Genomic DNA, 19,377 nt, shown 5'->3' on the forward strand with positions numbered 1-19,377 from the left:
CCGTGCAATGCACGTGCAAGCCAAAAGGCGGCGTTTCAGGGCGCTTGCTGTTTCAGATGGTCTGGCCGAATACGGCCTGCCACAGAGTGCGTACAGCCTGATAGTCGCCCAGCAATTCCGTGCTCAAGGGTACGCCGCCCTTGTCGTTGAGCCGTGCGGCGTGTTGCAGGCGGCGGTAATGGCGGTAGGCATCCTGCGCCTTGCGTGCCAGCGTCTGATCGATCAGCCCGGCTTCGGCCGCCACAGCCAACAGTGCGATGGTGCCGGTATTGGCTGTGAGCGCCGGCAGGGCGTGGGCATGGCCCAGAATCAGCGCCTGAATAATGAATTCGGCGTCGATGATGCCGCCGCGCGCATGCTTGATATCTTCATCACGTGCAGGGTGGGTCTCCAGCATGCGCTGACGCATGTCCACCACTTCCTGCTTCAGGATGGCAAGGTCGCGCTTTTGCATCAATACGTCGCGCCGTATCGTGTCGAATGCCTCGCCGATCGCGCTATCGCCGGCCACAAAGCGCGCCCGGGTCAGCGCCTGATGCTCCCATACCCAGGCTTGCTGTGTCTGGTAGCTGGCAAAGGCCGACACGGTACTCACCAAGAGGCCACTCTGGCCATTGGGGCGCAGCCGCAAATCAATGTCGTACAGCACGCCGGCACTGGTGGTACTGGTCAGCCAGGTCGACATCTTGCGCGCCAGACGCGCATACAGCTCGGGGGCATCCGGGTGTTCGTCCTCGTAGAGGAAAATAATGTCGAGATCGGAGACATAGCCCAGTTCTTTTCCGCCCAGCTTGCCGTAGCCGATGATGGCAAAGCGCGGAGCCTCTGTGTGGCGTTTGGCGATATCCAGCCAGGCATGACGCAAGGTGGCCGCCAGGACCAGATCGGCCAGACGTGACAGCTCATCCGACAAGGCTTCCAGCGTCCACATGCCGGCAATGTCCTGCGCGACCAGACGGAATACCTGTGCATGCTGGAAATGGCGCAAGGCATCCATCTTGCCTTCGGCGTCGCCCTCGCAAGCTGCAAGCTGGCTTTCCAGTTGCACCGCCAGCTGCGGCCAGTCGGGGGTGGCATACAGCACGCGCGCGTCCAGCAGCTCATCCAGCAAAATAGGGTGGCGCGTCAGATAGGCCGACACCCATGCGCTGGCCGAACACAGCGAGGCTAATCGTTGCAGCGTCTGCGGGTATTCGCTCAATAGCGCAAGGTAGGATGCGCGCCGGCTGATAGCTTCAAGTAGCGCCAGAATGCGGCTCAGGGTAGCATCCGGCCCGGTTTGATGGCTGGCCACTTCGATCAAAGGAGGAATCAGCGCATTGAACTTGCGCTGGCTGCGCTCGGGCATCTGCAAGTAGCGCTGGCTGGAGGCAATGGCAGCCAGTTGGCGTGCTACCGCATCCGCTTCGGTGTAACCCAGCGTGGCCAGCCGTTCGGCACTATGGCTGGACGATTCCAGAATGTCGCGCCACAAATCGGCCAGCGGATGGATTTGCGTATCCTCGGCCGGCAGGAAGAACACTTGCTCGAAATGGCGGGTGACATGGCGGCGCTCGAGATTGAGCGCATTCATGAAGGCAGGCCAGTCTTTAAAGCCCATGCTGTGGGCGAGGCTGGCGCACGCGTCGTCACTGGTGGGCAGGGTTTGTGTCTGCTGATCGTCGGTGTATTGCAGATGGTGTTCAAGCTTGCGCAAAAAGGCATAAGCCTGTTGCAGCTCGTCAATGGCGCCATCTTCCATCAGGTGCAGCGCTTTGAGCTGCCCCAGCGTCGCACGGGTGCCGCGCAGTTGCAGGCTCTTTTCCCGCCCGCCCCGTATCAGCTGAAAGACCTGGGCAATGAACTCGACTTCGCGTATGCCGCCAGGGCCCAGCTTGATATTTGCCGCCATATCGCGCCGTGCTACTTCGCGCCGTATCTGGGCATGCAGTTCGCGCATCGCGCCATAGGCGCCGTAATCGAGATATTTGCGGTAGACAAAAGGGCGCACCAGATCCCAAAGGGCAGCGGCGTCGCCACTGAGAGCCCGCGCCTTGATCCAGGCATAGCGCTCCCATTCGCGCCCCTGGGTCAGCAGGTAGTTTTCCAGCGCGGCAAAGCTCATGACCAGAGGACCGGAATCGCCATAAGGACGCAGGCGCATATCGACGCGGAACACCAGGCCATCGGCACCCGGCTCGCTGATGATGCGGATCAGCTGTTTACCCAGCCGGGTAAAATACTCGTGATTGGACAGGCTGCGCGCGCCATTGGTGTCGCCGTCTTCCGGATAGACAAAGATCAGGTCGATATCGGACGAGACATTCAGCTCCTTGCCGCCGAGCTTGCCCATGGCAATCACGATCAATTCCTGCACTTCGCCACTTTCCTCGCCAATGGCCTCTCCGAAAGATGCGAGGGAATGGCGCGCAGCGATCAGGCCGCGCTGCACGGCAAACTCGGCCAGCGTGCTGATGGTGGAGACAACTTCCTCCAGTGAGGCATGACCGGCCAGGTCGCGGCAGATCAGCCGTGCCATCACCGCCTGGCGTAAATGGCGCAGCACCGGCATCAGTGCGTCCGGTTCGATCAGCGCGTCCCAGTCGGCAAAGGCCTGCATTTGGGCCACATCGAAGGGCAGATGCTGGTGTAAGGCAAGCTCTTCCAGCCTTTGCGGTCTAGCTTGAAACAGGCGCTCCAGATAAAAGCTAAAAGAGCGTGCATAGGCAATGTCAGTAACTGGCATAATACGGTTTCCAAACGATGACAAGATCGTGAAAGATAATTCTACCCCTCCCCAGCCCGAAACGGGCAAACACTGGCTTCTGCGTCTAGGGGGCATTCCGGTTCGGCGCACGCTGGTGTGGACGGGCCGCATTCTTGCGGCTGTTTTTGCCCTATGGCTGCTGATACTCGTTGCTTTAGTGCTGGCCTGGCAGTTCTGGCTTAAACCCAACTTGCCCACGGTACGCGATGATTTGGCGCGTGAAGCCTCGCGCCTGATCGGGCGTCAGGTCTCGATCAAGGGTCTGGCGACCCAATGGCAGGCATTGACCCCTACCGTCACACTCAGCGGTTTTACCATTGCCAACCCTGTTGGCCATCCGCTAAGCCTTGAGCAGGTCACGCTGACACCATCCTGGTCCTCGCTATGGCAAGGCTCGCTGCGTTTCTCCCAGATTCGTGTCAGCGGCGTCAAACTCAGCCTGTTGCGCCAGAGCAACGGCCACATCCTGTTAAACGGCTTTGATTTGTCGCAAGGGGATAGCAGCCATAGTGACGGAGAACTCGTCAACTGGCTGCTGACCCAGCCTGAAATTGCCATCAATCGTACCGAACTCAGATGGCGCGATGAGCTGGTCGATGTGGCACCGCTTACGATCAAAGATGCCAATCTGGCACTTAATCGTGGCCTGTTCGGCCATCGCCTGGTACTGGACGGCCGGCCGGACAGCCGCTTTCTCGGCAGTTTCCGTGTAAGCGCCGACTGGCGCGGCGACGATGTCAATGCTTGGCGCTCATGGCAGGGCAAGGCCACGATGATGGCGCGTGGTGGCGCTTTTGCCTGGTGGGAGCGCTACGCACCCAAGACGGCCTTGCTGCCCAAGGGCAAGGCTAACTTCAATGCCGAACTGACTTTCTCCGGCGGACATATCGATACGCTGGAAGCCGAAGGTCTGGTCGAACAGGCAGAACTCGCCGAGCGCGCCGCCACGCCGCTGGCCTTGCCGCGTATCGCCGGCCGGGTGAAATATCAGCGCGAGGGCGATGACAACAACCGGCTCTTTGCCGACAAGCTGTTTTTGCAGACGCAAAAAGGCGCGCTGTTCAGCGATAGCCGTATCGAGGCGAGCTGGTCGGATCAGGGCGGCGGCAAGGTCAGCGTCAGCCGGACCGATCTTGCGCCCTTGCTGCCCATTCTGATCGCAGCCGGCCTGATGCCGGAAAAGCCATGGCGCGAGGCGGCGCTGCATGGGGTGCTAAATGATGTGTCGGCCAGCTGGCAAGGCCGCGTAGAAAAGCCTTCGGGCTTGCATGTCAGTGGAGAGTTCGACAATCTGGGCTGGCATACTTTCGGTGCTTTTCCCGGTGTCGCCGGCGGCTTTGCCGGGAAAGTAGCCTTGAGTGAGGCAGGAGGTGAGCTCACGCTCAATGGTAAAGGGGTCAAGATTGACGCACCCGAGCTGTTTGCCTATCCATGGCAGCTGAAACAGGCCAAGGGCACGCTGACATGGGCACGTACGGCCAAAGGTTTCTGGCAAGTCACCCTGCCGGGGTTTGACCTGGCCACGGAAGACTTTAGTGGCCAGGTGGATGGCACGCTGCAGATTCACCCCGATGGCGCACTGCTTGCCGATTTGAAAGCGGCCGTGCCTGAAGTGCCGCTGGTGCGCGTGGTGCGCTATTTGCCGGACAGTCTGGGCAAAGAAACACTGTCGTGGCTACAGACCTCTTTAAGTGCCGGAACAGGGCGCGAAGTCAAAGCCGTGCTAAAAGGCGATCTGCGTGCTTTTCCCTTCCCCTATGGCAAGGGCGGCAGTTTTGATCTGGACGCCAGACTGAAGCAGGCCGCCTTGCGCTTTGCACCGGACTGGCCGGAAATTTCGGCCATCAATGGCAAGCTGGTGTTGAGTAATGACGGGGTCCGCGTCACGGCGGATGATGCCGTGACCCAAGGCGCGCGCCTGTCGCAGGTCAAAGTCGAGCTGAAGGATTTGTATAGCGTGCCTGCCGCTGTCGATATAGACGGGCAGGTCAGTGCGCCGCTGCAGACCATGCTCGACTACAGCAAGGCCAGCCCGGTCAATGGCTATCTGGATGGCTTTCTTAGCGACATCAAGGCCGGCGGACCGGCCAGCCTGGGACTTAAAATCCGTGTGCCGCTGGATACCCCCGCGAAAACCTCGGTTGCGGGAAAACTGGCTTTCAATGGCAACCCCTTGCGTTTTACCAGCTTGCCCATACCCGCACTGGACACGGTCAACGGCACCTTGCTGTTTAGCGAGTACGGTGCGTCCACACCGGGCTTGGCACTATCGGTGCTGGGGCAGCGCATGCGCCTGCAAGGCGATACCAGCAAGCAGGGTTTGTCGCGCTTTAACTTGCAAGGCGACGCCGACATCCGTCGGGTGCTGGATTTTTACCTGCCGGTGCTGGCGCCCTTTGCCCGTGGCGTGACGCCGCTGGACATCGCTTTCAGTCTGCAACATGGTGATTTCCTCGGTTTGCAGGCCAATAGCTCGCTGACAGGTGCCGCACTACAAGCACCGGCGCCGGCGCATAAAACAACGCTGGAGCGCTGGCCGCTCAGTCTTGTGCTGAAGCCAGGCCCGCAAGGCAAAGGCGCGCAAATAGACTGGATGCTGACTGGCCATGCCTCGGGCCGGGCCGTACTGACCCGCGATGGCAACTTGCAAACCGCCAGCGTGGGCGTCGGCACTAAAGCGCCGGCCTTGCCGGCGCAGGGTCTGGCGCTGGCGCTTTCTGCTGCACAACTGGATGCGGATCAATGGCTGGCGGCACTGGCAGGGCCACAGGCCAGCTCCGGCGCCGCATCCGCCCACATGCCACCCTGGCCCTTGTTTTTTAGCCTGAGTACACCACAGCTGACGCTGGCCGGAAGGCCATGGGGAGAGGTGGCTCTTAACGGGCAGGCCAATGGCAAAATGGCCCGGGCGAGTGTGCAGAATCGTTATCTTGCCGGTTCGGCCAGCTATTTGCCGGATGCGCGCACCGTAAATGCACAGCTCGGATATCTCAAACTACCGCTACCCGAAGCCGTGCCAGCTCCGTTTTCAACGCTAGCAGCCCCCCAGGCGAACAGCACCCCCCGTGGCATGCATATCAACCTGGATGCCGCAAGCTTGCAGTACCGCGCACGGGACCTGGGGCGCCTGACGGCAGAAATCAATAGCGGCAAGGGATTTTGGCAACTAGACAAGGTTGCGCTCACCTCGGTTGATGGCAGCTTGCAGATCAGCGGGGTGGATGCACTGGGCGGTTCGCGCACCGCCATCAGGCTGGCATTTAATTCCGGCAATTTGGGTGCATTCCTTGGCCGTTTCGGTTTTCCCGGCGCGATACTGGGCGGATCAGGCTCTTTAAGCGGAGCACTGTCTTGGCCAGGCATGCTGACACAATTTAACGAAGAAACAATATCCGGTTCGCTTAGCCTGGACGTGAAAGACGGCCGTTTTGCCAGTGTCGACTCGCAAGCGGCGCGACTGCTAAGCGTTTTGTCGCTGCAATCGGTCGGGCGCTTATTGCAGCTGGATTTTGCATCGGTATTCGGCAAAGGCTTCGCCTTTGACCGCATTCATGGCAATGTGGCCGTGATCAACGGTATTTTCGAGAGCAGCGCCATCAATCTGGACAGTACGGCAGCCAAGGTCTTGCTATCGGGGCAGGTGGATCTGCCGCGGGATAGCCAGTCGCTGGAGGTCACGGTCACACCCAAGCTGTCGCAAGGCGTGGCGCTGGCCGCCGGTGCCGTCATGCTTAACCCGGTGGTCGGTCTGGCGACGCTGGCCGCCGAAACGGTGCTGGGCAACCCGATAGGCCGCTTGTTTTCATTCAGCTATAGCGTCAAAGGCTCGTTGAATGACCCGGTAGTCAAACGGGTGCAGACGCCGCTGCGTAAACCGAACGCTCCCAACCCTAACCCGTGACAAGGACCCGCGCTTTGCAAACATTCCGTGCAGCCGCCGTACAAATGGTGTCCGGCACCTCGGTTGCCGCCAATCTTGAACGTGCCCGCCACTGGGTACAGGAGGCGGCGGCCGCTGGAGCGGCTTTGGTGGTGTTACCCGAATATTTCTGTCTGATGGGGCAAAACGAGCGCGACAAGCTTGCGTTGGCCGAACAAGCCGGCAGCGGCCCCTTGCAGGATGCCTTGGCGCGCATGGCGCGCGACAACGGAGTGTGGCTATGTGCCGGCACGCTGCCTTTGCAATGCCCGGAGGCGGACAAGGTGTATAACAGCTGCCTGCTGTTCAACCCCGATGGGGTGCAGGTAGCAAGCTACGACAAGATTCATCTGTTCGGCTTTTCCGGCCTTGGCGAGCGCTATGCCGAGGCCGATACCATCGCGCCGGGCAGCCAGCCGCTTAAAGTGGCCACGCCACTGGCCGACGTCGCTTTCGGTATCTGTTACGATCTGCGTTTTCCTGAGCAGTTTCGCATGCTGGCGCCGTTTGATCTCTTGCTACTGCCGGCAGCATTTACCGCCATCACTGGCGAAGCGCATTGGGAAATCCTGCTGCGTGCGCGTGCCATCGAGAACCAGTGTTATCTGGTTGCCGCAGCCCAGGGCGGGCTGCATGAAAATGGCCGGCGCACCCATGGCCACAGCATGATTATCGACCCGTGGGGGCGCATTCTGGCCGAGTTGCCCGAAGGCGAGGGCCTGGTGCTGGCCGATCTCGACCCCAAACTGATCCAGTCGGTGCGCAGCCGTTTGCCGGCGCTGGCGCACCGCACATTAGCCTGAGAGTGAACATAATGAACCAAACAACCCATCAGGCAGCCGATACGCTGCTGCTATCCCCGGGCGGGATCAGCGAATCTGTGCTGGACGCCACATTCGGCCGCATGCAAGGCCATGGCGTCGACTATGCCGACCTGTATTTCCAGTACACCCGCAACGAGGCGTGGAGTCTGGAAGAAGGTATCGTCAAAGCCGGTAGCTTCAGCATCGACCAAGGGGTCGGGGTACGTGCCGTCTCCGGCGAAAAGACTGCCTTCGCTTATGCCGACGAAATCAGCGCGGCGTCGCTTGCGCGCGCCGCCGACACCGTACGCGCCATCGGCGCGGGCGGTGGGGATGGGCAAATCAAGGTCGAAACGCCGCGCATCACGACAGGTGCGGCGCTTTATCCCGCCATCGACCCTTGCCACAGCCTGGAAGCGGCGGCCAAGGTCGAGTTGCTGCATCGTATCGAGCGCATCGCCCGTGCCCGCGACCCGCGCATTATCCAGGTGATGGCCAGCGTCGCCTCCGAATATGATGTGATCTACCTTGCTCGTGCCGATGGCGTGCGTGCAGCCGATGTGCGCCCCTTGTGCCGCGTATCGGTGATGGTGATTGTCGAAGAAAACGGCCGGCGCGAGCAGGCCGGCGCCGGTGGCGGCGGGCGCTTCGATCTGACCTACTTTACCGACGAGATCGTGACCGGCTATGTCGAGCGCGCGGTCAAAGAAGCCACCACCAATCTGAAAGCGCAAGCGGCACCGGCAGGCCAGATGACTGTGGTGCTGGGCGCAGGCTGGCCCGGTGTCTTGCTGCATGAAGCTATCGGTCACGGCCTTGAGGGTGACTTTAACCGCAAGGGCACATCGGCTTTCTCCGGGCGCATAGGCGAGCGGGTCGCCGCCAAGGGTGTGACCATTGTCGACGATGGCACGCTTGCCGGACGTCGCGGTTCGCTATCGGTCGATGACGAGGGTGCGCTGACACAATGCACCACCCTGATCGAAGACGGCATACTCAAGGGCTATATGCAGGACGCGATGAATGCGCGCCTGATGGGGATGGCAGCCACCGGCAACGGCCGGCGCGAATCCTACGCCCATATCCCTATGCCGCGCATGACCAACACCTACATGCTGGCCGGTCAGCATGATCCGGAAGAGATCATCGCCTCGGTCAAGGATGGTCTGTATGCGGTAAATTTCGGTGGCGGCCAGGTCGACATCACCAGCGGAAAATTCGTGTTTTCCGCGTCCGAAGCATGGAAAATCGAAAACGGCAAACTCGCTTACCCGGTCAAGGGCGCAACGCTGATCGGCAATGGCCCCGATGTACTGACCCAGGTCAGCATGATAGGTCATGATCTGGCGCTGGATACCGGTGTTGGTGTCTGCGGCAAAGAAGGGCAGAGCGTGCCGGTAGGCGTAGGCCAGCCAACCCTGCGTATAGATGGCGGACTGACCATAGGCGGTACTGGCAGCTAACAGGTAGTTGAAACAGCCAAAGAGCCCGGACGTATGTGGACGTCCGGGCTCTTTTCTTTATCTGCGCTTAGTGTGTTGCATGTTGCAATATCGCAGGCAGTTTTTCCAGCCAGATGGCCCTGGCGCGTTGCGAAGCGAATGTGGTGTTGGGCGTTTCGTCATGGAGGTTGGACACAAAGACCAGCGTACGCCCGCCCTTGCTGGCCCAGCCGACAAACCAGCCGGTCTGCAGTTTTTCGCCGCGCGCCGAGCGCCGGCTGGCGTTGCCTGTCTTGCCATAAATCTGCCAGCCATCCATATCGGGCAAGCGGAGAATGTCGCGCGTGCAGCGGTAAGCTTCATCCGACACCGGCAGTTCGTGCCTGACCAGTCTGGTGAGGAAGGCGGCCTGCTCGTCGGGGCTGATGGCCAGCGAAGAACCCAGCCATGACTGGGTCAGGCCATCATGCTTGCCCATATTGCCGCTCAGATCGCGGTTGCCGTATGCAAAAGCATCGACATAGCGCTGGAATTTATCCATCCCCAGGCTTTGCGTCAGCCGTTGCGAATACCACACCACCGAATAGCGCATCCAGTGTGCGGGCGTGGTGGTTTGCGCCCACTGTGGCAAAAAGGCTTCGTCCTTGCCGTTGTAAGGCAGTGCAGGCAGCGTCGCTGTGCGCAAAAATCCGCTGTCGTAGCCCATCAGGCTTAACGGAATCTTGAACGTGGAGGCGGGCGACATGCGGGTGCTACATTCGCCCTGGCGGCTGACGGTTTTGCCCTGACTATCCTGAACCAGAAAACAGCTGGTAGCTTGAGCCGGTAGCGCCGACAAGCTGATGCAAAACAGGGCAAGGGACAGGGATCGGGACATCAATATAGACCGGAATGTAACAAGTAGCAGAGGATGCTAAAACAAAACCGGTATGCGATGAGGTTCAAGCGGGGGCGTGGTGTAACAGGCGCGCCTGCCCGCAAGCATGGGCAGGCGCGCTGCGATCAGGCCGTTTGTTTGGCGAGAGCCGGATCAAAACGCTGTTCCAGATAGGCGATAATGGCTTTGGATTCATACAGCCAGCGTGTCTTTCCGCCTTCTTCTATGCGCAAACACGGCACCTGCACCTTGCCGCCTTCACTTTGCAGGCGCGAGCGCGCGGCCACATCGTTTTTGGCATCGAGCAGCGCGATATTCAGGTTCAATTTGTGCAGGGTGCGCCGTGTCTTGACGCAGAACGGACAGGCGTGGAACTGGTAAAGCGCGAGCGACTCCGTGGCGGCGTCAACATCGGCCTGCTCGGCCGGACTGCGTTTGAGTTTGCCCGGGCGGGTCAAAAAGTCGATGCCAACAATCAGCTGCCCCAGCCCTACACGTAAAGCCTTGATAAACATGATGCGTTTCCCTTTTATGTGTGCTTTGGCCGGCAGTTTACCTGAATGGCTTACTGGCTGTCTGCCAGATAACGTTGTTCCAGATGTGCGCGCAGATACGCCGGGTTCAGCGCCTCGCCACTAGCTTGCAGAATCAGCGCCGGCGTTTCCAGCAGGCTGCCCTGTCGCCAGATGTGGCTATCCAGCCAGCCCGTGACCGGAGCCAGATTGCCGGTGCGGATGTGCGTTTCCAGCTCGGGGGTATCCCGGCGTAAGGTGGCGAAATATTGAGCGGCGTACATCGCGCCCAGTGTATAGCTGGGAAAGTAGCCGAAACTGCCATCGGTCCAGTGAATATCCTGCAAGCAGCCGTCGCGGTAGTTGCCGCGCGTGTCCAGGCCAAGCGCAACCTGCATTTTTTCATCCCATAGTGCCGGAATGTCCTCGGCCTCTATTTCGCCGGCAATCAGCGCCGCCTCGATCTCGAAACGCAGGATGATGTGCGCGGGGTAGGTCAGCTCGTCGGCGTCGACGCGGATCAGCCCGGGTTTGACCCGGCTATAAAGCCGGGCAAGGTTGGCGCTATCCAGTGCTACCTGATCGCCCAGATGCTTTTTCACCAGCGGCGTGATCAGCTCGAGAAATGCCGGACTGCGCCCCAGTTGCATTTCAAAGGCCAGGCTCTGGCTTTCGTGTATGCCCATCGAGCGCGCCTGCCCGACCGGAAGGTGGACCAAGTCTCTTGGCAGATGCTGCTCGTAACAGGCATGACCGGTTTCATGCACGATGCCCATCATGCTCTGCATGAAATCGTCTTCACGGTAGCGTGTGGTGATGCGCACATCCTCGGCCACCCCGCCACAAAACGGATGCAGGGAGATGTCCAGCCGGCCGGCGTCAAAATCGAACCCCAGCAAGCCCATGATTTCCAGCCCCAGTGCGCGCTGTGCTGCGACGGGAAAAGGGCCGTCAGGGCTTAGCGTGACTTCGCCGGCCTGCTTGTCCATCACCTCACGAATCAGGCCCGGCAGCCAGCTTTTGACCTCGCCGAAGATGTGCGTGAGTTGCGTGCTATGCATGCCAGGCTCGAACTGCTCGAGTAGCGCGTCGTAAGGGGCTAGTCCGCTGGCCTCGGCCAGGCGCTGTGCTTTTTCCCGCGCGCATTCGACGACGGGGCGGAAGTTTTGCAAAAAACCTGTCCAGTCGTTGGCGGCACGCTGTGTACGCCAGCCATGCTCGCAACGCGAGCCGGCAAGACTGGATGCCTCCACCAGGCGCTCGGGCAGCAGGTTGGCCTGCTGCCATACCCGCTTCATTTCACGCAGAGATGCGCGGGTTGCGTTATCGGTGGCTTCCGTTTCGGCCTCTTTCAATAGCGTTTTGAGGGTAGGGTCAGTCAGCGTGCGGTGCATCAAGACCTGCAACTCGGCCATGGCCGCGCCACGCGCCTCATTGCCCTTGGTCGGCATCATGGCCGCCTGATCCCAGCCGACCATCGCCGCCAGATGCTGGTAACGGTAAAGCCGGGTAAAGCTGGCCACTAGCGCGGCATAAGACGAGTTGGACATGAGGACTCCGTTGAAAGGTGTGTGCGCGTGATGCGTATGGGTGATTTTATCTGGGTCTTGACCTATATCGGCCAAGACTTGGGTTAAAAATTACCTTGCCCTGTGTATGGGCCCCAATTTTATCCGTGGCCGGTAAAAAATTCCGATAAGTATAATTATCGGAAAAATATTATTATTATGATTTTGTATTTCATGTATTACGTAATAATTTTACATGGTAAAATATCGCAATAAACACCAACAGGAAGTAGCACCATGGCTGAAGATATTTACGCCCGTATACGCACGGCAGCATTCGAACTACTGGCAGAAGGCACCTGGCCAACCGTGGTCGAGGTCAGGGCACGATTAGGCAGCGGCTCCAACACCACCATCAACAACACCCTCAAACTGTGGCGTCAAGAATTCCTCGCAAAAATGGCCACTTCGGCACGGCGGCCGGACTTGCCTTTGGCACTATCGGAAGCGTTTGAAGTCGTCTGGCAACAAGCTTGCGAGCACGCTGAAAATGCACTGGACGTCATGCGTGCCGAAATCGTGACCGAGCGCGTACAGCTACAGGCACAACTGCAAACAGCACAGCAGCTAGCAGAGGACAGACTCGCTTTACTCGCCGAGCAAGCACAGGCACTTGAACTCGGTGAAAAGCGGCAGGCAGAAACGGCTTCTGCCTTGCAAGCCGAAACACAGGCCAGGCAGCAACAGCAGGAACTGCATAAACAGATCTCCGAAAAATTAAGCCACGCCGAGGTGCAAATAATTGCGACCGAGGCGCAGCTGACCGCCAAGCTGCTTGAAGCAGAAGAAGAAACCAAGCGACAGTTACAAGAAGTCAGAGTCGAAGCCGAAAAACGCGAGGCGCTCGCTTATGAGCGCCTTGAGGGCTTGCGCATCAGGCTGTACGAGCAGATAGAAGAAGAACGCAAACAAATGCAGCAGGAGAGGCAACGACTGGAAAACGAAACGCAACAGGCACGACAGGAAACAGCAAGAGTAGAAGCTCTGTGGCAAGAACGCCTGGCTGGGCGCGAACGTGAGATAGGCCATATAAAGGCCAAACTCGAAGGGCTGACCGAGCGCCGCGACGAACTTGAAGTGGCTTTGCAGGCAGAAAAAGAGCAGGGCAGAGCCGCATCCGAAAAGTTGCTGCAACTATCCGGCGATTTGGCTCTGGCCCATGGCGCTGTCGCCGCACAAGAAGAGCGCATTGTCGCGCGCCTGACCATGCTCGTCACCACACAAGGAGAGGCACTGGGTCTATTGACCGAAGCTGAACGCTACGATTATTTACACAAGGCGCTGATCGGCTAATTACGCCTTAGTCGAATAATGGTGTCAGCCAGGTGGCTAATTGCTCAAGTGCGGCGCGATCAATCTCGTCATATTCGCCCAGCCGGCTTGAGTCGATATCCAGAACGGCCTTCACCACGCCTTGGCTATCAAAGACCGGCACCACGACTTCGGATCTGGCCAGCGAAGAACATGCAATATGGCCAGGGAAAGCATCCACATCCTGAACCAGCAGGGTGCAGCCTTGCTGCCAGGCTGCACCACATACCCCTTTGCCAAAATCAATGCGGGTGCAAGCCAATGGCCCCTGAAATGGCCCAAGCACCAACTGCGGCCCTTTAACCAGATAAAAACCGACCCAAAGCCAATCGAAACAGGCATTTAAAGCCGCGGATACATTAGCAAGCGAGGCAATCTGATCCTGTTCGGAGGCAATCAAAGCCTGCAACTGTGGCAATATCTCCGCATAACGTTGCGCTTTATCACCACCGGACACGGCAACTTGATATGACATTTTTTCACCCGGCACATTTACGAAACGGCAAGCCTAACCGGAACATGCAAAAAAGAACACCCGCCACACGGGCGGGCATTCACTCGGCAGCGGGACAATCCGGCATTACATCATGTGCTGTCCGCCATTGATGGCAAAATCAGCGCCGGTAATAAAGGCTGCCGCATCGGAAGCGAGGTAGGCGACCAGACTGGCAATTTCCTCAGGCTTACCCAGACGGCCCACAGGTATTTGCGCAATGATCTTGCTACGCACCTCCTCAGGCACTGCCATCACCATATCGGTACCGATATAACCCGGAGAAATCGTATTAACCGTGACACCTTTACGCGCAACCTCTTGCGCTAGCGCCATGGTAAAACCGTGCATGCCGGCCTTGGCCGAACAATAGTTGGTTTGACCAAACTGGCCTTTCTGACCGTTAATGGACGAAATACTGATAATACGACCCCAGCCTCGCTCCATCATGCCATCAACCGTAGGTTTGGCCGTATTGAAAACCGAGTCCAGATTGGTACGCAGCACCGCATCCCAATCCTGCTTGCTCATTTTGCGGAACGAAGCATCACGGGTAATCCCAGCATTATTGACCACCACATCAATGGCACCAATTTCAGCGGTAATGGCTGCCACCAAATCTTGGCAAGCATCAAAATCGGTTACATCACACTGAAATGCGTGAAAATCGTAACCGCCAGTTTTCATATCGGCAAGCCAGGCGCTTTCCTTGCCGGGCTTGCTATAGGTAGTCACAACGGTATGCCCCGCATCGGCCAGAGCACGGCAAATAGCCGAACCGATGCCCCCCATGCCACCAGTGACCAGTGCAATACGCTTGTTCATGATTGTCTCCTTTATTTGGTTTTATCAAAGTACATGCATTGCATTACTGCAGCATGCTGAAAACAGACAACCAAAACAAGGATGCCGAGCATTCACTCGAAAAAGTGTTGCGCAAGTGCACATCATTCTGACAACCAAGGGTGGGGCATGGCGTGTTTGTACTTTAGTTGCGTGGTGCATATTATTTTACATAATGCACATTATACGAAATACTAGTAGTTACGTGGTTATTGGGGTTTCTGTGATATTTACTGCGACACTACACTGAACATCTTGTAGGTTTTATTTTTGTCTGCTGGAATTTGTAGCATAAATACGCGAGCGCGCTGTGTGCGTATTTCGCAGAGGCGGAGCTTGTCTGCCATGTATGATCCGCTATACCACGCAACAGACCAAAGCCAGCATCGAACCTTCAGTTGGCAGTACTGCGGACTGCTACGACAATGCGCATGCGAAAATCATCAACGGCCTGTACAAGGCGGAGGTTATTCATCGCCGGAGCCCATGAACGAACATGAAGTCCGTAGCGTTGACGACGCTGGAATGGGTTCAATCAGCAACGTTTGCTGGTGCCTCTCGGTTACATTCCGCCAGCGGAGGCAGAAGCAAACTACTATCGCAGTCTGAGCGAGCAGGCAATACCTGCCTGACTCACAAGAGCATAGGTAGGGTATGTGCGGGCGGGGTGTTACCCGCTTCGTGGCGATCCTAGCCCCCTGCCCTGTTGCGCTTAATGGCTTAGCCAGGCATTAAAGCGCATCTCCAGTGCCTGACCATGCTTGACCCAGAAAGCACTGTCTATAGGTGTGGCGTGTGCGAGATTGGCAGGCGCTGTCGGCATACGCACAGCCGTCTCCGCGGGGAGTAGTTGCAGCGCCGACAAGCGGGTCGGGCCGTAATCGATATAGCTGGCGTAGTTTTTCTGGTTTTCCGGCTGGCTGGCAAAAACGACAAAGCGGGTCGCATTGTCAGTGTCGGCGCCCTTGGGAATGGCCCAGTAGTTGAGGTTGTAGATATTGTCGTTCCACATTACGCGCAGCTTGGGCCAGTCTTTCTGTGCGGCGGTGATGCGGCCGTTATAGGCCACGCTCATCACTACCTGATCATAAGCCAGCATATTGGCTGGTTGTGCCGGCGACTCCCACCAGACAATATGCGGCTTGAGCTGTGACAGTTTTTTGAAAGCGCGATCCACACCGGCAGGCGTCGCCAGCACCTGGTAGACATCGGCCGGGGGCACGCCATCGGCCATCAGGGCAAACTCCAGCGTATAGCGTGCACTTTGGTGCATGCCGCGCTTGCCGGGTATACCTTTTACGTCCCAAAAGTCCCGCCAGTTTTTCGGCACGCGCGCGACTTGGTCGGCGTTGTATGCCAAGACTGCAGACCAGCTGAAGATACCGACGCCACAATCGGTGACGCTGCCATTGACGAAATCTGCCGGCATGCCTATACGGCTCCAGTCCAGCCGGGTCAGTCGTCCTTCACTGCAGGCGCGAGTAAGCTCCGGGGAGGAAAGTTCAACCACGTCCCATTGCTTAGTTGGTTTTTTAGCCTGAACAATCTCCCGGTAATAGTCACCGTTGTAGTCACCGCCATTGACGACTATGCCGCTGCTGTTGTGAAAGGGCTGGTAAAATGCAATTTCCTGTGCTGCCTTGTTGGCACCGCCGAATGACAATACGTTAAGTTCCGCAGCTTGCACGTGACTCACCCATGCGCTGGTTAGCACCAGAATCAGGCCTCGAATATGCATATTCCCTCCTAGCTTGCGATTGTTTTATGACTTAGCCGTTTTTAAACAAAGTTAGCTGAAGCATCAAGAAAATCAAACATCCAAAGCTGCTGCATGCCCCGCCCGCAGCGCACCTTCGATAAAGCCCAATGTAGCCGCATCACCAGCCAGCCTGACATCCAGCCCGGCCCGCTCCAGTTTTAGCGCCAGTGTATTGTCCGGCTGCGCTCCCGTTGCCAACACCACCGAGTCGGCCTTTAGCCTCGCTTCTCCTTGTGCGGTATGGTAAATGAGCGTGTGGCCATCGATCAGCGACACGGTCGCGCCTGCTATCAGGGTGACCCCATGTTCATTCAGCTCATGCAACACGCGCCAGCGGCGCACGATAGATAACTCCTGGCCGAAGTAGCCCTTTTCCTCCAGCACTGTCACCTTGCGCTTACGCGCCAGCAAGAACTCGGCCAACTCCAGCCCGACCAGGCCGCCACCGATAATGGCGACATGTTCACCCAAAGGCATCCACAGGTGGCTGAGCTTTTGCAGCGCGGCACTGCTATCGGTCACGCCGGACAAATTACCCGCTTTCATCATGACGCGCTGCGGCAGCGATAACTTGCGTCTGGCAACTTCTTCCGCGCCATCGCCGGTCAGCAGCGCCCGAAGTTCATCGCCACTAAACACATGGGACTGCTCGACACCGGCAAGAGCAGGCGCTGCGCGGCGTGCACCGCTAGCGACAATGACGGTGTCAGGCTGCAAGGCCGCGACCGTCTCGGCGCTAGCTTCGAACTCCAGGCGGATATCGATGGGCAAGACCCGTACTTCATGCAGCAGATAATCCAGCAGTTTGCCGTTTTCCGGGTAAGCCAGCGCGGCAAAAAACAATGTGCCACCCAAGCGTTTGCCTTTTTCCAGCAGCGTGACGCGATGACCGCGCATGGCGGCACTGCGCGCCGCCTCCAGACCGGCTGGGCCGCCGCCGATTACGACGACATGGCGCGCCTGCCCGGCCGGTGTGGTGGGTAGCTTGTACTCGTGGCCGGTTTGCGGGTTGACTGCGCACTTGACGCGCTCGTTAATGAAAATCTGGCTGACACAGGCATAGCAATAGATACAGGGGCGGATGGCTTGTGCGCGGTTTTCGATCAGCTTGATCGGCAAGTCGGGGTCAGCCAGCAGTTTGCGCCCCATGGCAACAAAATCGCACAGACCCGCTTCGATCGCGCTATTCGCTTCGCCAGGTTCCAGCCGGCCTACCGCAATCACGGGGATACCGATGGCGGTTTTGATTTTTCCGGCCAATGGCAGCAAGGCGGCGGGGCTTTGCATCAGAGGCGCGACCGTAAAATTGGCCCCCTTGCGGGTGGAAGCATAAGCAGAGACATGTACCGCATCTGCACCCGCTTCCTCGGCCAGACGCGCAGCAGTGACCGCATCCTCCTGGCGGACACCGCCGTCAAAGTCGATTTCTTCACCGTCGAGTCGCACCCAGACAGGAAAACCTGCGCCGCAGCGCGCCTTGACGGCACGTATCACTTCACACATCAGGCGGGCACGCTTAGGCAAGCTGCCGCCATAGTCGTCGTCACGCAAGTTGGTGTAAGAAGATAGAAAGCCGGCAATGATATAGGTGTGTCCGGCGTGGATTTCGACGCCGTCAAAACCGGCCTGTTTGGCCCGTAGTGCCGCAGCGGCGAACCATTCGACCATCTGGGCAATATCGGCGTGATCCATCACGCGTATTCTGGGCGCACTCTTGATCTGGTTACTGATAAAGCCGGCCTTTTCTTGAGGGGTGAGCGCCGCCATCATGTCCGAATTTTGCTGCCTGGGCATGGAGGGCACCCATAGCTCGCGTCCATCAACCAGATCGCGAATGGCTGTTTTACCTGCGTGTTGCAGTTGCGCTGCAATCTTGCCGCCATGGCTATGCACGCGGCGGGCAATTTCGGCCATGCCCGGAATAAACCGGTCGTCAGACAAGCCAACCTGATACGGCTCGGCGGTGCCTGCCGGAAAAGCCACCGACACCACACCCATAATCAATAGCCCGGCTCCGCCTTTGGCACGCGCCTCGTAATAAGCCTGGATGCGTTCACCGCAACTGCCGTCATGCTCGGCAAAGTTGGAACCCATCGGCGCCATCATAATGCGGTTTTTCAGTTGCAGCGTACCGATACGGGCGGGCGAAAGTAAGGCTGGATACGCACTCATCGAGGGCTCCTGGCTTGAGTCTGGACGCGCCGGCTTGGGGTCGGCAGTATGGTAAGGCAATGTCGTCCTTAGCCAGAGGCCATACATCGTCCATATGGAGGGTGTCACCGGCCTGGCACGCTTACAAAATGGCCCGGCATCCAAATAAAGGGGACAGCATGAAAACCATCGTGATCACCGGTAGCGCCTCGGGTATTGGTGCCGCAACCGCACAGCACTATAGCGCGGCAGGCTGCCGTGTTATCGGCATCGACCTTAGGGGGGCCGATATCGAAGCCGACCTCTCCTGTGCAAGCGGACGAGACAAGGCCATCAGTGAAGTTCTGCAAAGAAGTAACGGTCATATAGACAGCCTGATTTGCTGTGCAGGCCTTGGCGGCAATCACCCCCCGGCTTTGGTCGCCTCGGTCAATTACTTCGGCGTCACGGTTTTGCTTGACGGCCTATTCGAGGCACTGCGCGCCTCAGGCGGCAATGCCGTAGTGGTGGCCTCGGTAGCCGCGACACAGGGCAACTGGGATGGCCACCCGTTACGCGAGGCTTTTTTGGCCGGCAATGAGGAGCAGGCCCGCACTTTGGCCACCGATGCCGGACACGGCATGCTGGCTTACGCAGCCTCCAAGCATGCCATCGTCTGCCATATCCGCGCCCAGAGCAAAATCTGGGGCGAGGCCGGCGTTCGCCTGAATGCCGTAGCACCCGGCGCGGTAGAAACTCCGCTTTTGCAGCAAAGCATGGATGACCCGCTGATAGGCAAAGCGACACGCGATTTTTTGCCGCCATTGGGGCGACGCGCACAACCTGCCGAAATCGCACAGGTGATTGCCTTTCTCGCCTCCGATGCGGCCGTCTATGTGCATGGCAGCTTGCTGGTAGCAGATGGCGGCATCGATGCCATGTCGCGGCCGCAACGTTTTTAAGCCGAACCAGGT

General features: G+C 58.4%; 13 protein-coding genes and 1 pseudogene. 6 read left to right on the forward strand and 8 right to left on the reverse strand.

Annotated features, from left to right (window positions below; genetic code table 11):
* Positions 1-52 precede the first annotated feature (52 nt).
* Positions 53-2,725, reverse strand: coding sequence for a bifunctional [glutamate--ammonia ligase]-adenylyl-L-tyrosine phosphorylase/[glutamate--ammonia-ligase] adenylyltransferase (gene glnE, locus GQF02_RS10680; RefSeq protein WP_160797004.1), 2,673 nt, complete (start codon positions 2,723-2,725; stop codon positions 53-55).
* A gap of 28 nt (positions 2,726-2,753) precedes the next feature.
* On the opposite strand from glnE, the gene GQF02_RS10685 reads away from it, so the two are divergent.
* The 3 genes from GQF02_RS10685 to tldD are packed head-to-tail and all read left to right on the forward strand — an operon-like array spanning position 2,754 to position 8,931.
* Positions 2,754-6,647, forward strand: coding sequence for a YhdP family protein (locus tag GQF02_RS10685; protein WP_160797007.1), 3,894 nt, complete (start codon positions 2,754-2,756; stop codon positions 6,645-6,647).
* A 14-nt stretch (positions 6,648-6,661) separates the two neighbouring features.
* Positions 6,662-7,468 carry a carbon-nitrogen hydrolase family protein gene (locus GQF02_RS10690; RefSeq protein ID WP_160797009.1) on the forward strand — a complete coding sequence of 269 codons (807 nt, stop codon included), beginning with the start codon at positions 6,662-6,664 and terminating at the stop codon, positions 7,466-7,468.
* Between the two features lie 11 nt (positions 7,469-7,479).
* Positions 7,480-8,931 carry a metalloprotease TldD gene (gene tldD, locus GQF02_RS10695; protein ID WP_160797011.1) on the forward strand — a complete coding sequence of 484 codons (1,452 nt, stop codon included), beginning with the start codon at positions 7,480-7,482 and terminating at the stop codon, positions 8,929-8,931.
* A 67-nt stretch (positions 8,932-8,998) separates the two neighbouring features.
* On the opposite strand, the gene blaOXA is transcribed toward tldD, so the two are convergent.
* The 3 genes from blaOXA to GQF02_RS10710 all read right to left on the reverse strand — a co-directional run bounded on the left by blaOXA (position 8,999) and on the right by GQF02_RS10710 (position 11,849).
* Positions 8,999-9,787, reverse strand: coding sequence for a class D beta-lactamase (blaOXA, locus tag GQF02_RS10700; RefSeq protein WP_160797013.1), 789 nt, complete (start codon positions 9,785-9,787; stop codon positions 8,999-9,001).
* 125 nt (positions 9,788-9,912) lie between these two features.
* Entirely contained in the window at positions 9,913-10,302 is a 390-nt protein-coding gene (locus tag GQF02_RS10705) for a glutaredoxin family protein (RefSeq protein WP_160797015.1), read from the reverse strand.
* Between the two features lie 50 nt (positions 10,303-10,352).
* Positions 10,353-11,849, reverse strand: a complete 1,497-nt coding sequence (locus tag GQF02_RS10710) for a carboxypeptidase M32 (RefSeq protein WP_160797017.1) — start codon at positions 11,847-11,849, stop codon at positions 10,353-10,355.
* Positions 11,850-12,104: 255 nt separating this feature from the next.
* Between GQF02_RS10710 and GQF02_RS10715 the strand changes: the two genes are divergently transcribed.
* Positions 12,105-13,160 (forward strand): DNA-binding protein, encoded by a 1,056-nt coding sequence (locus GQF02_RS10715; protein WP_160797019.1) that lies wholly within the window; start codon positions 12,105-12,107, stop codon positions 13,158-13,160.
* Positions 13,161-13,167: 7 nt separating this feature from the next.
* On the opposite strand, the gene GQF02_RS10720 is transcribed toward GQF02_RS10715, so the two are convergent.
* Positions 13,168-13,653, reverse strand: coding sequence for a GAF domain-containing protein (locus tag GQF02_RS10720; protein ID WP_160797219.1), 486 nt, complete (start codon positions 13,651-13,653; stop codon positions 13,168-13,170).
* 105 nt (positions 13,654-13,758) lie between these two features.
* Positions 13,759-14,496, reverse strand: coding sequence for an acetoacetyl-CoA reductase (gene phbB, locus GQF02_RS10725; RefSeq protein WP_160797021.1), 738 nt, complete (start codon positions 14,494-14,496; stop codon positions 13,759-13,761).
* Positions 14,497-14,866: 370 nt separating this feature from the next.
* On the opposite strand from phbB, the pseudogene GQF02_RS15985 reads away from it, so the two are divergent.
* Positions 14,867-15,146 (forward strand): annotated as a pseudogene (locus GQF02_RS15985) (IS3 family transposase); the annotation flags it as partial.
* A gap of 80 nt (positions 15,147-15,226) precedes the next feature.
* On the opposite strand, the gene GQF02_RS10730 reads toward GQF02_RS15985, so the two are convergent.
* Positions 15,227-16,252, reverse strand: coding sequence for an ABC transporter substrate-binding protein (locus GQF02_RS10730; protein ID WP_160797023.1), 1,026 nt, complete (start codon positions 16,250-16,252; stop codon positions 15,227-15,229).
* Between the two features lie 72 nt (positions 16,253-16,324).
* Positions 16,325-18,445 carry an FAD-dependent oxidoreductase gene (locus tag GQF02_RS10735; protein ID WP_160797025.1) on the reverse strand — a complete coding sequence of 707 codons (2,121 nt, stop codon included), beginning with the start codon at positions 18,443-18,445 and terminating at the stop codon, positions 16,325-16,327.
* A gap of 158 nt (positions 18,446-18,603) precedes the next feature.
* Here GQF02_RS10735 and GQF02_RS10740 point away from each other — a divergent pair, with 158 nt between their 5' ends.
* Complete coding sequence (locus GQF02_RS10740; RefSeq protein ID WP_160797027.1) at positions 18,604-19,365, forward strand: SDR family oxidoreductase; 762 nt, start codon at positions 18,604-18,606, stop codon at positions 19,363-19,365.
* Positions 19,366-19,377 lie beyond the last annotated feature (12 nt).

It is taken from the genome of Craterilacuibacter sinensis, assembly GCF_009831765.1.
Lineage (GTDB): Bacteria > Pseudomonadota > Gammaproteobacteria > Burkholderiales > Chromobacteriaceae > Craterilacuibacter > Craterilacuibacter sinensis.

Bases quoted from the DNA above. Each gene is read 5' to 3' on its own strand.
- glnE (WP_160797004.1), bottom strand. From the start codon at position 2,725: ATGCCAGTTACTGACATTGCCTATGCACGCTCTTTTAGCTTTTATCTG.
- tldD (WP_160797011.1), top strand. From the start codon at position 7,480: ATGAACCAAACAACCCATCAGGCAGCCGATACGCTGCTGCTATCCCCG.
- blaOXA (WP_160797013.1), bottom strand. From the start codon at position 9,787: ATGTCCCGATCCCTGTCCCTTGCCCTGTTTTGCATCAGCTTGTCGGCG.
- GQF02_RS10705 (WP_160797015.1), bottom strand. From the start codon at position 10,302: ATGTTTATCAAGGCTTTACGTGTAGGGCTGGGGCAGCTGATTGTTGGC.
- GQF02_RS10710 (WP_160797017.1), bottom strand. From the start codon at position 11,849: ATGTCCAACTCGTCTTATGCCGCGCTAGTGGCCAGCTTTACCCGGCTT.
- GQF02_RS10715 (WP_160797019.1), top strand. From the start codon at position 12,105: ATGGCTGAAGATATTTACGCCCGTATACGCACGGCAGCATTCGAACTA.
- GQF02_RS10720 (WP_160797219.1), bottom strand. From the start codon at position 13,653: ATGTCATATCAAGTTGCCGTGTCCGGTGGTGATAAAGCGCAACGTTAT.
- phbB (WP_160797021.1), bottom strand. From the start codon at position 14,496: ATGAACAAGCGTATTGCACTGGTCACTGGTGGCATGGGGGGCATCGGT.
- GQF02_RS10730 (WP_160797023.1), bottom strand. From the start codon at position 16,252: ATGCATATTCGAGGCCTGATTCTGGTGCTAACCAGCGCATGGGTGAGT.
- GQF02_RS10735 (WP_160797025.1), bottom strand. From the start codon at position 18,445: ATGAGTGCGTATCCAGCCTTACTTTCGCCCGCCCGTATCGGTACGCTG.
- GQF02_RS10740 (WP_160797027.1), top strand. From the start codon at position 18,604: ATGAAAACCATCGTGATCACCGGTAGCGCCTCGGGTATTGGTGCCGCA.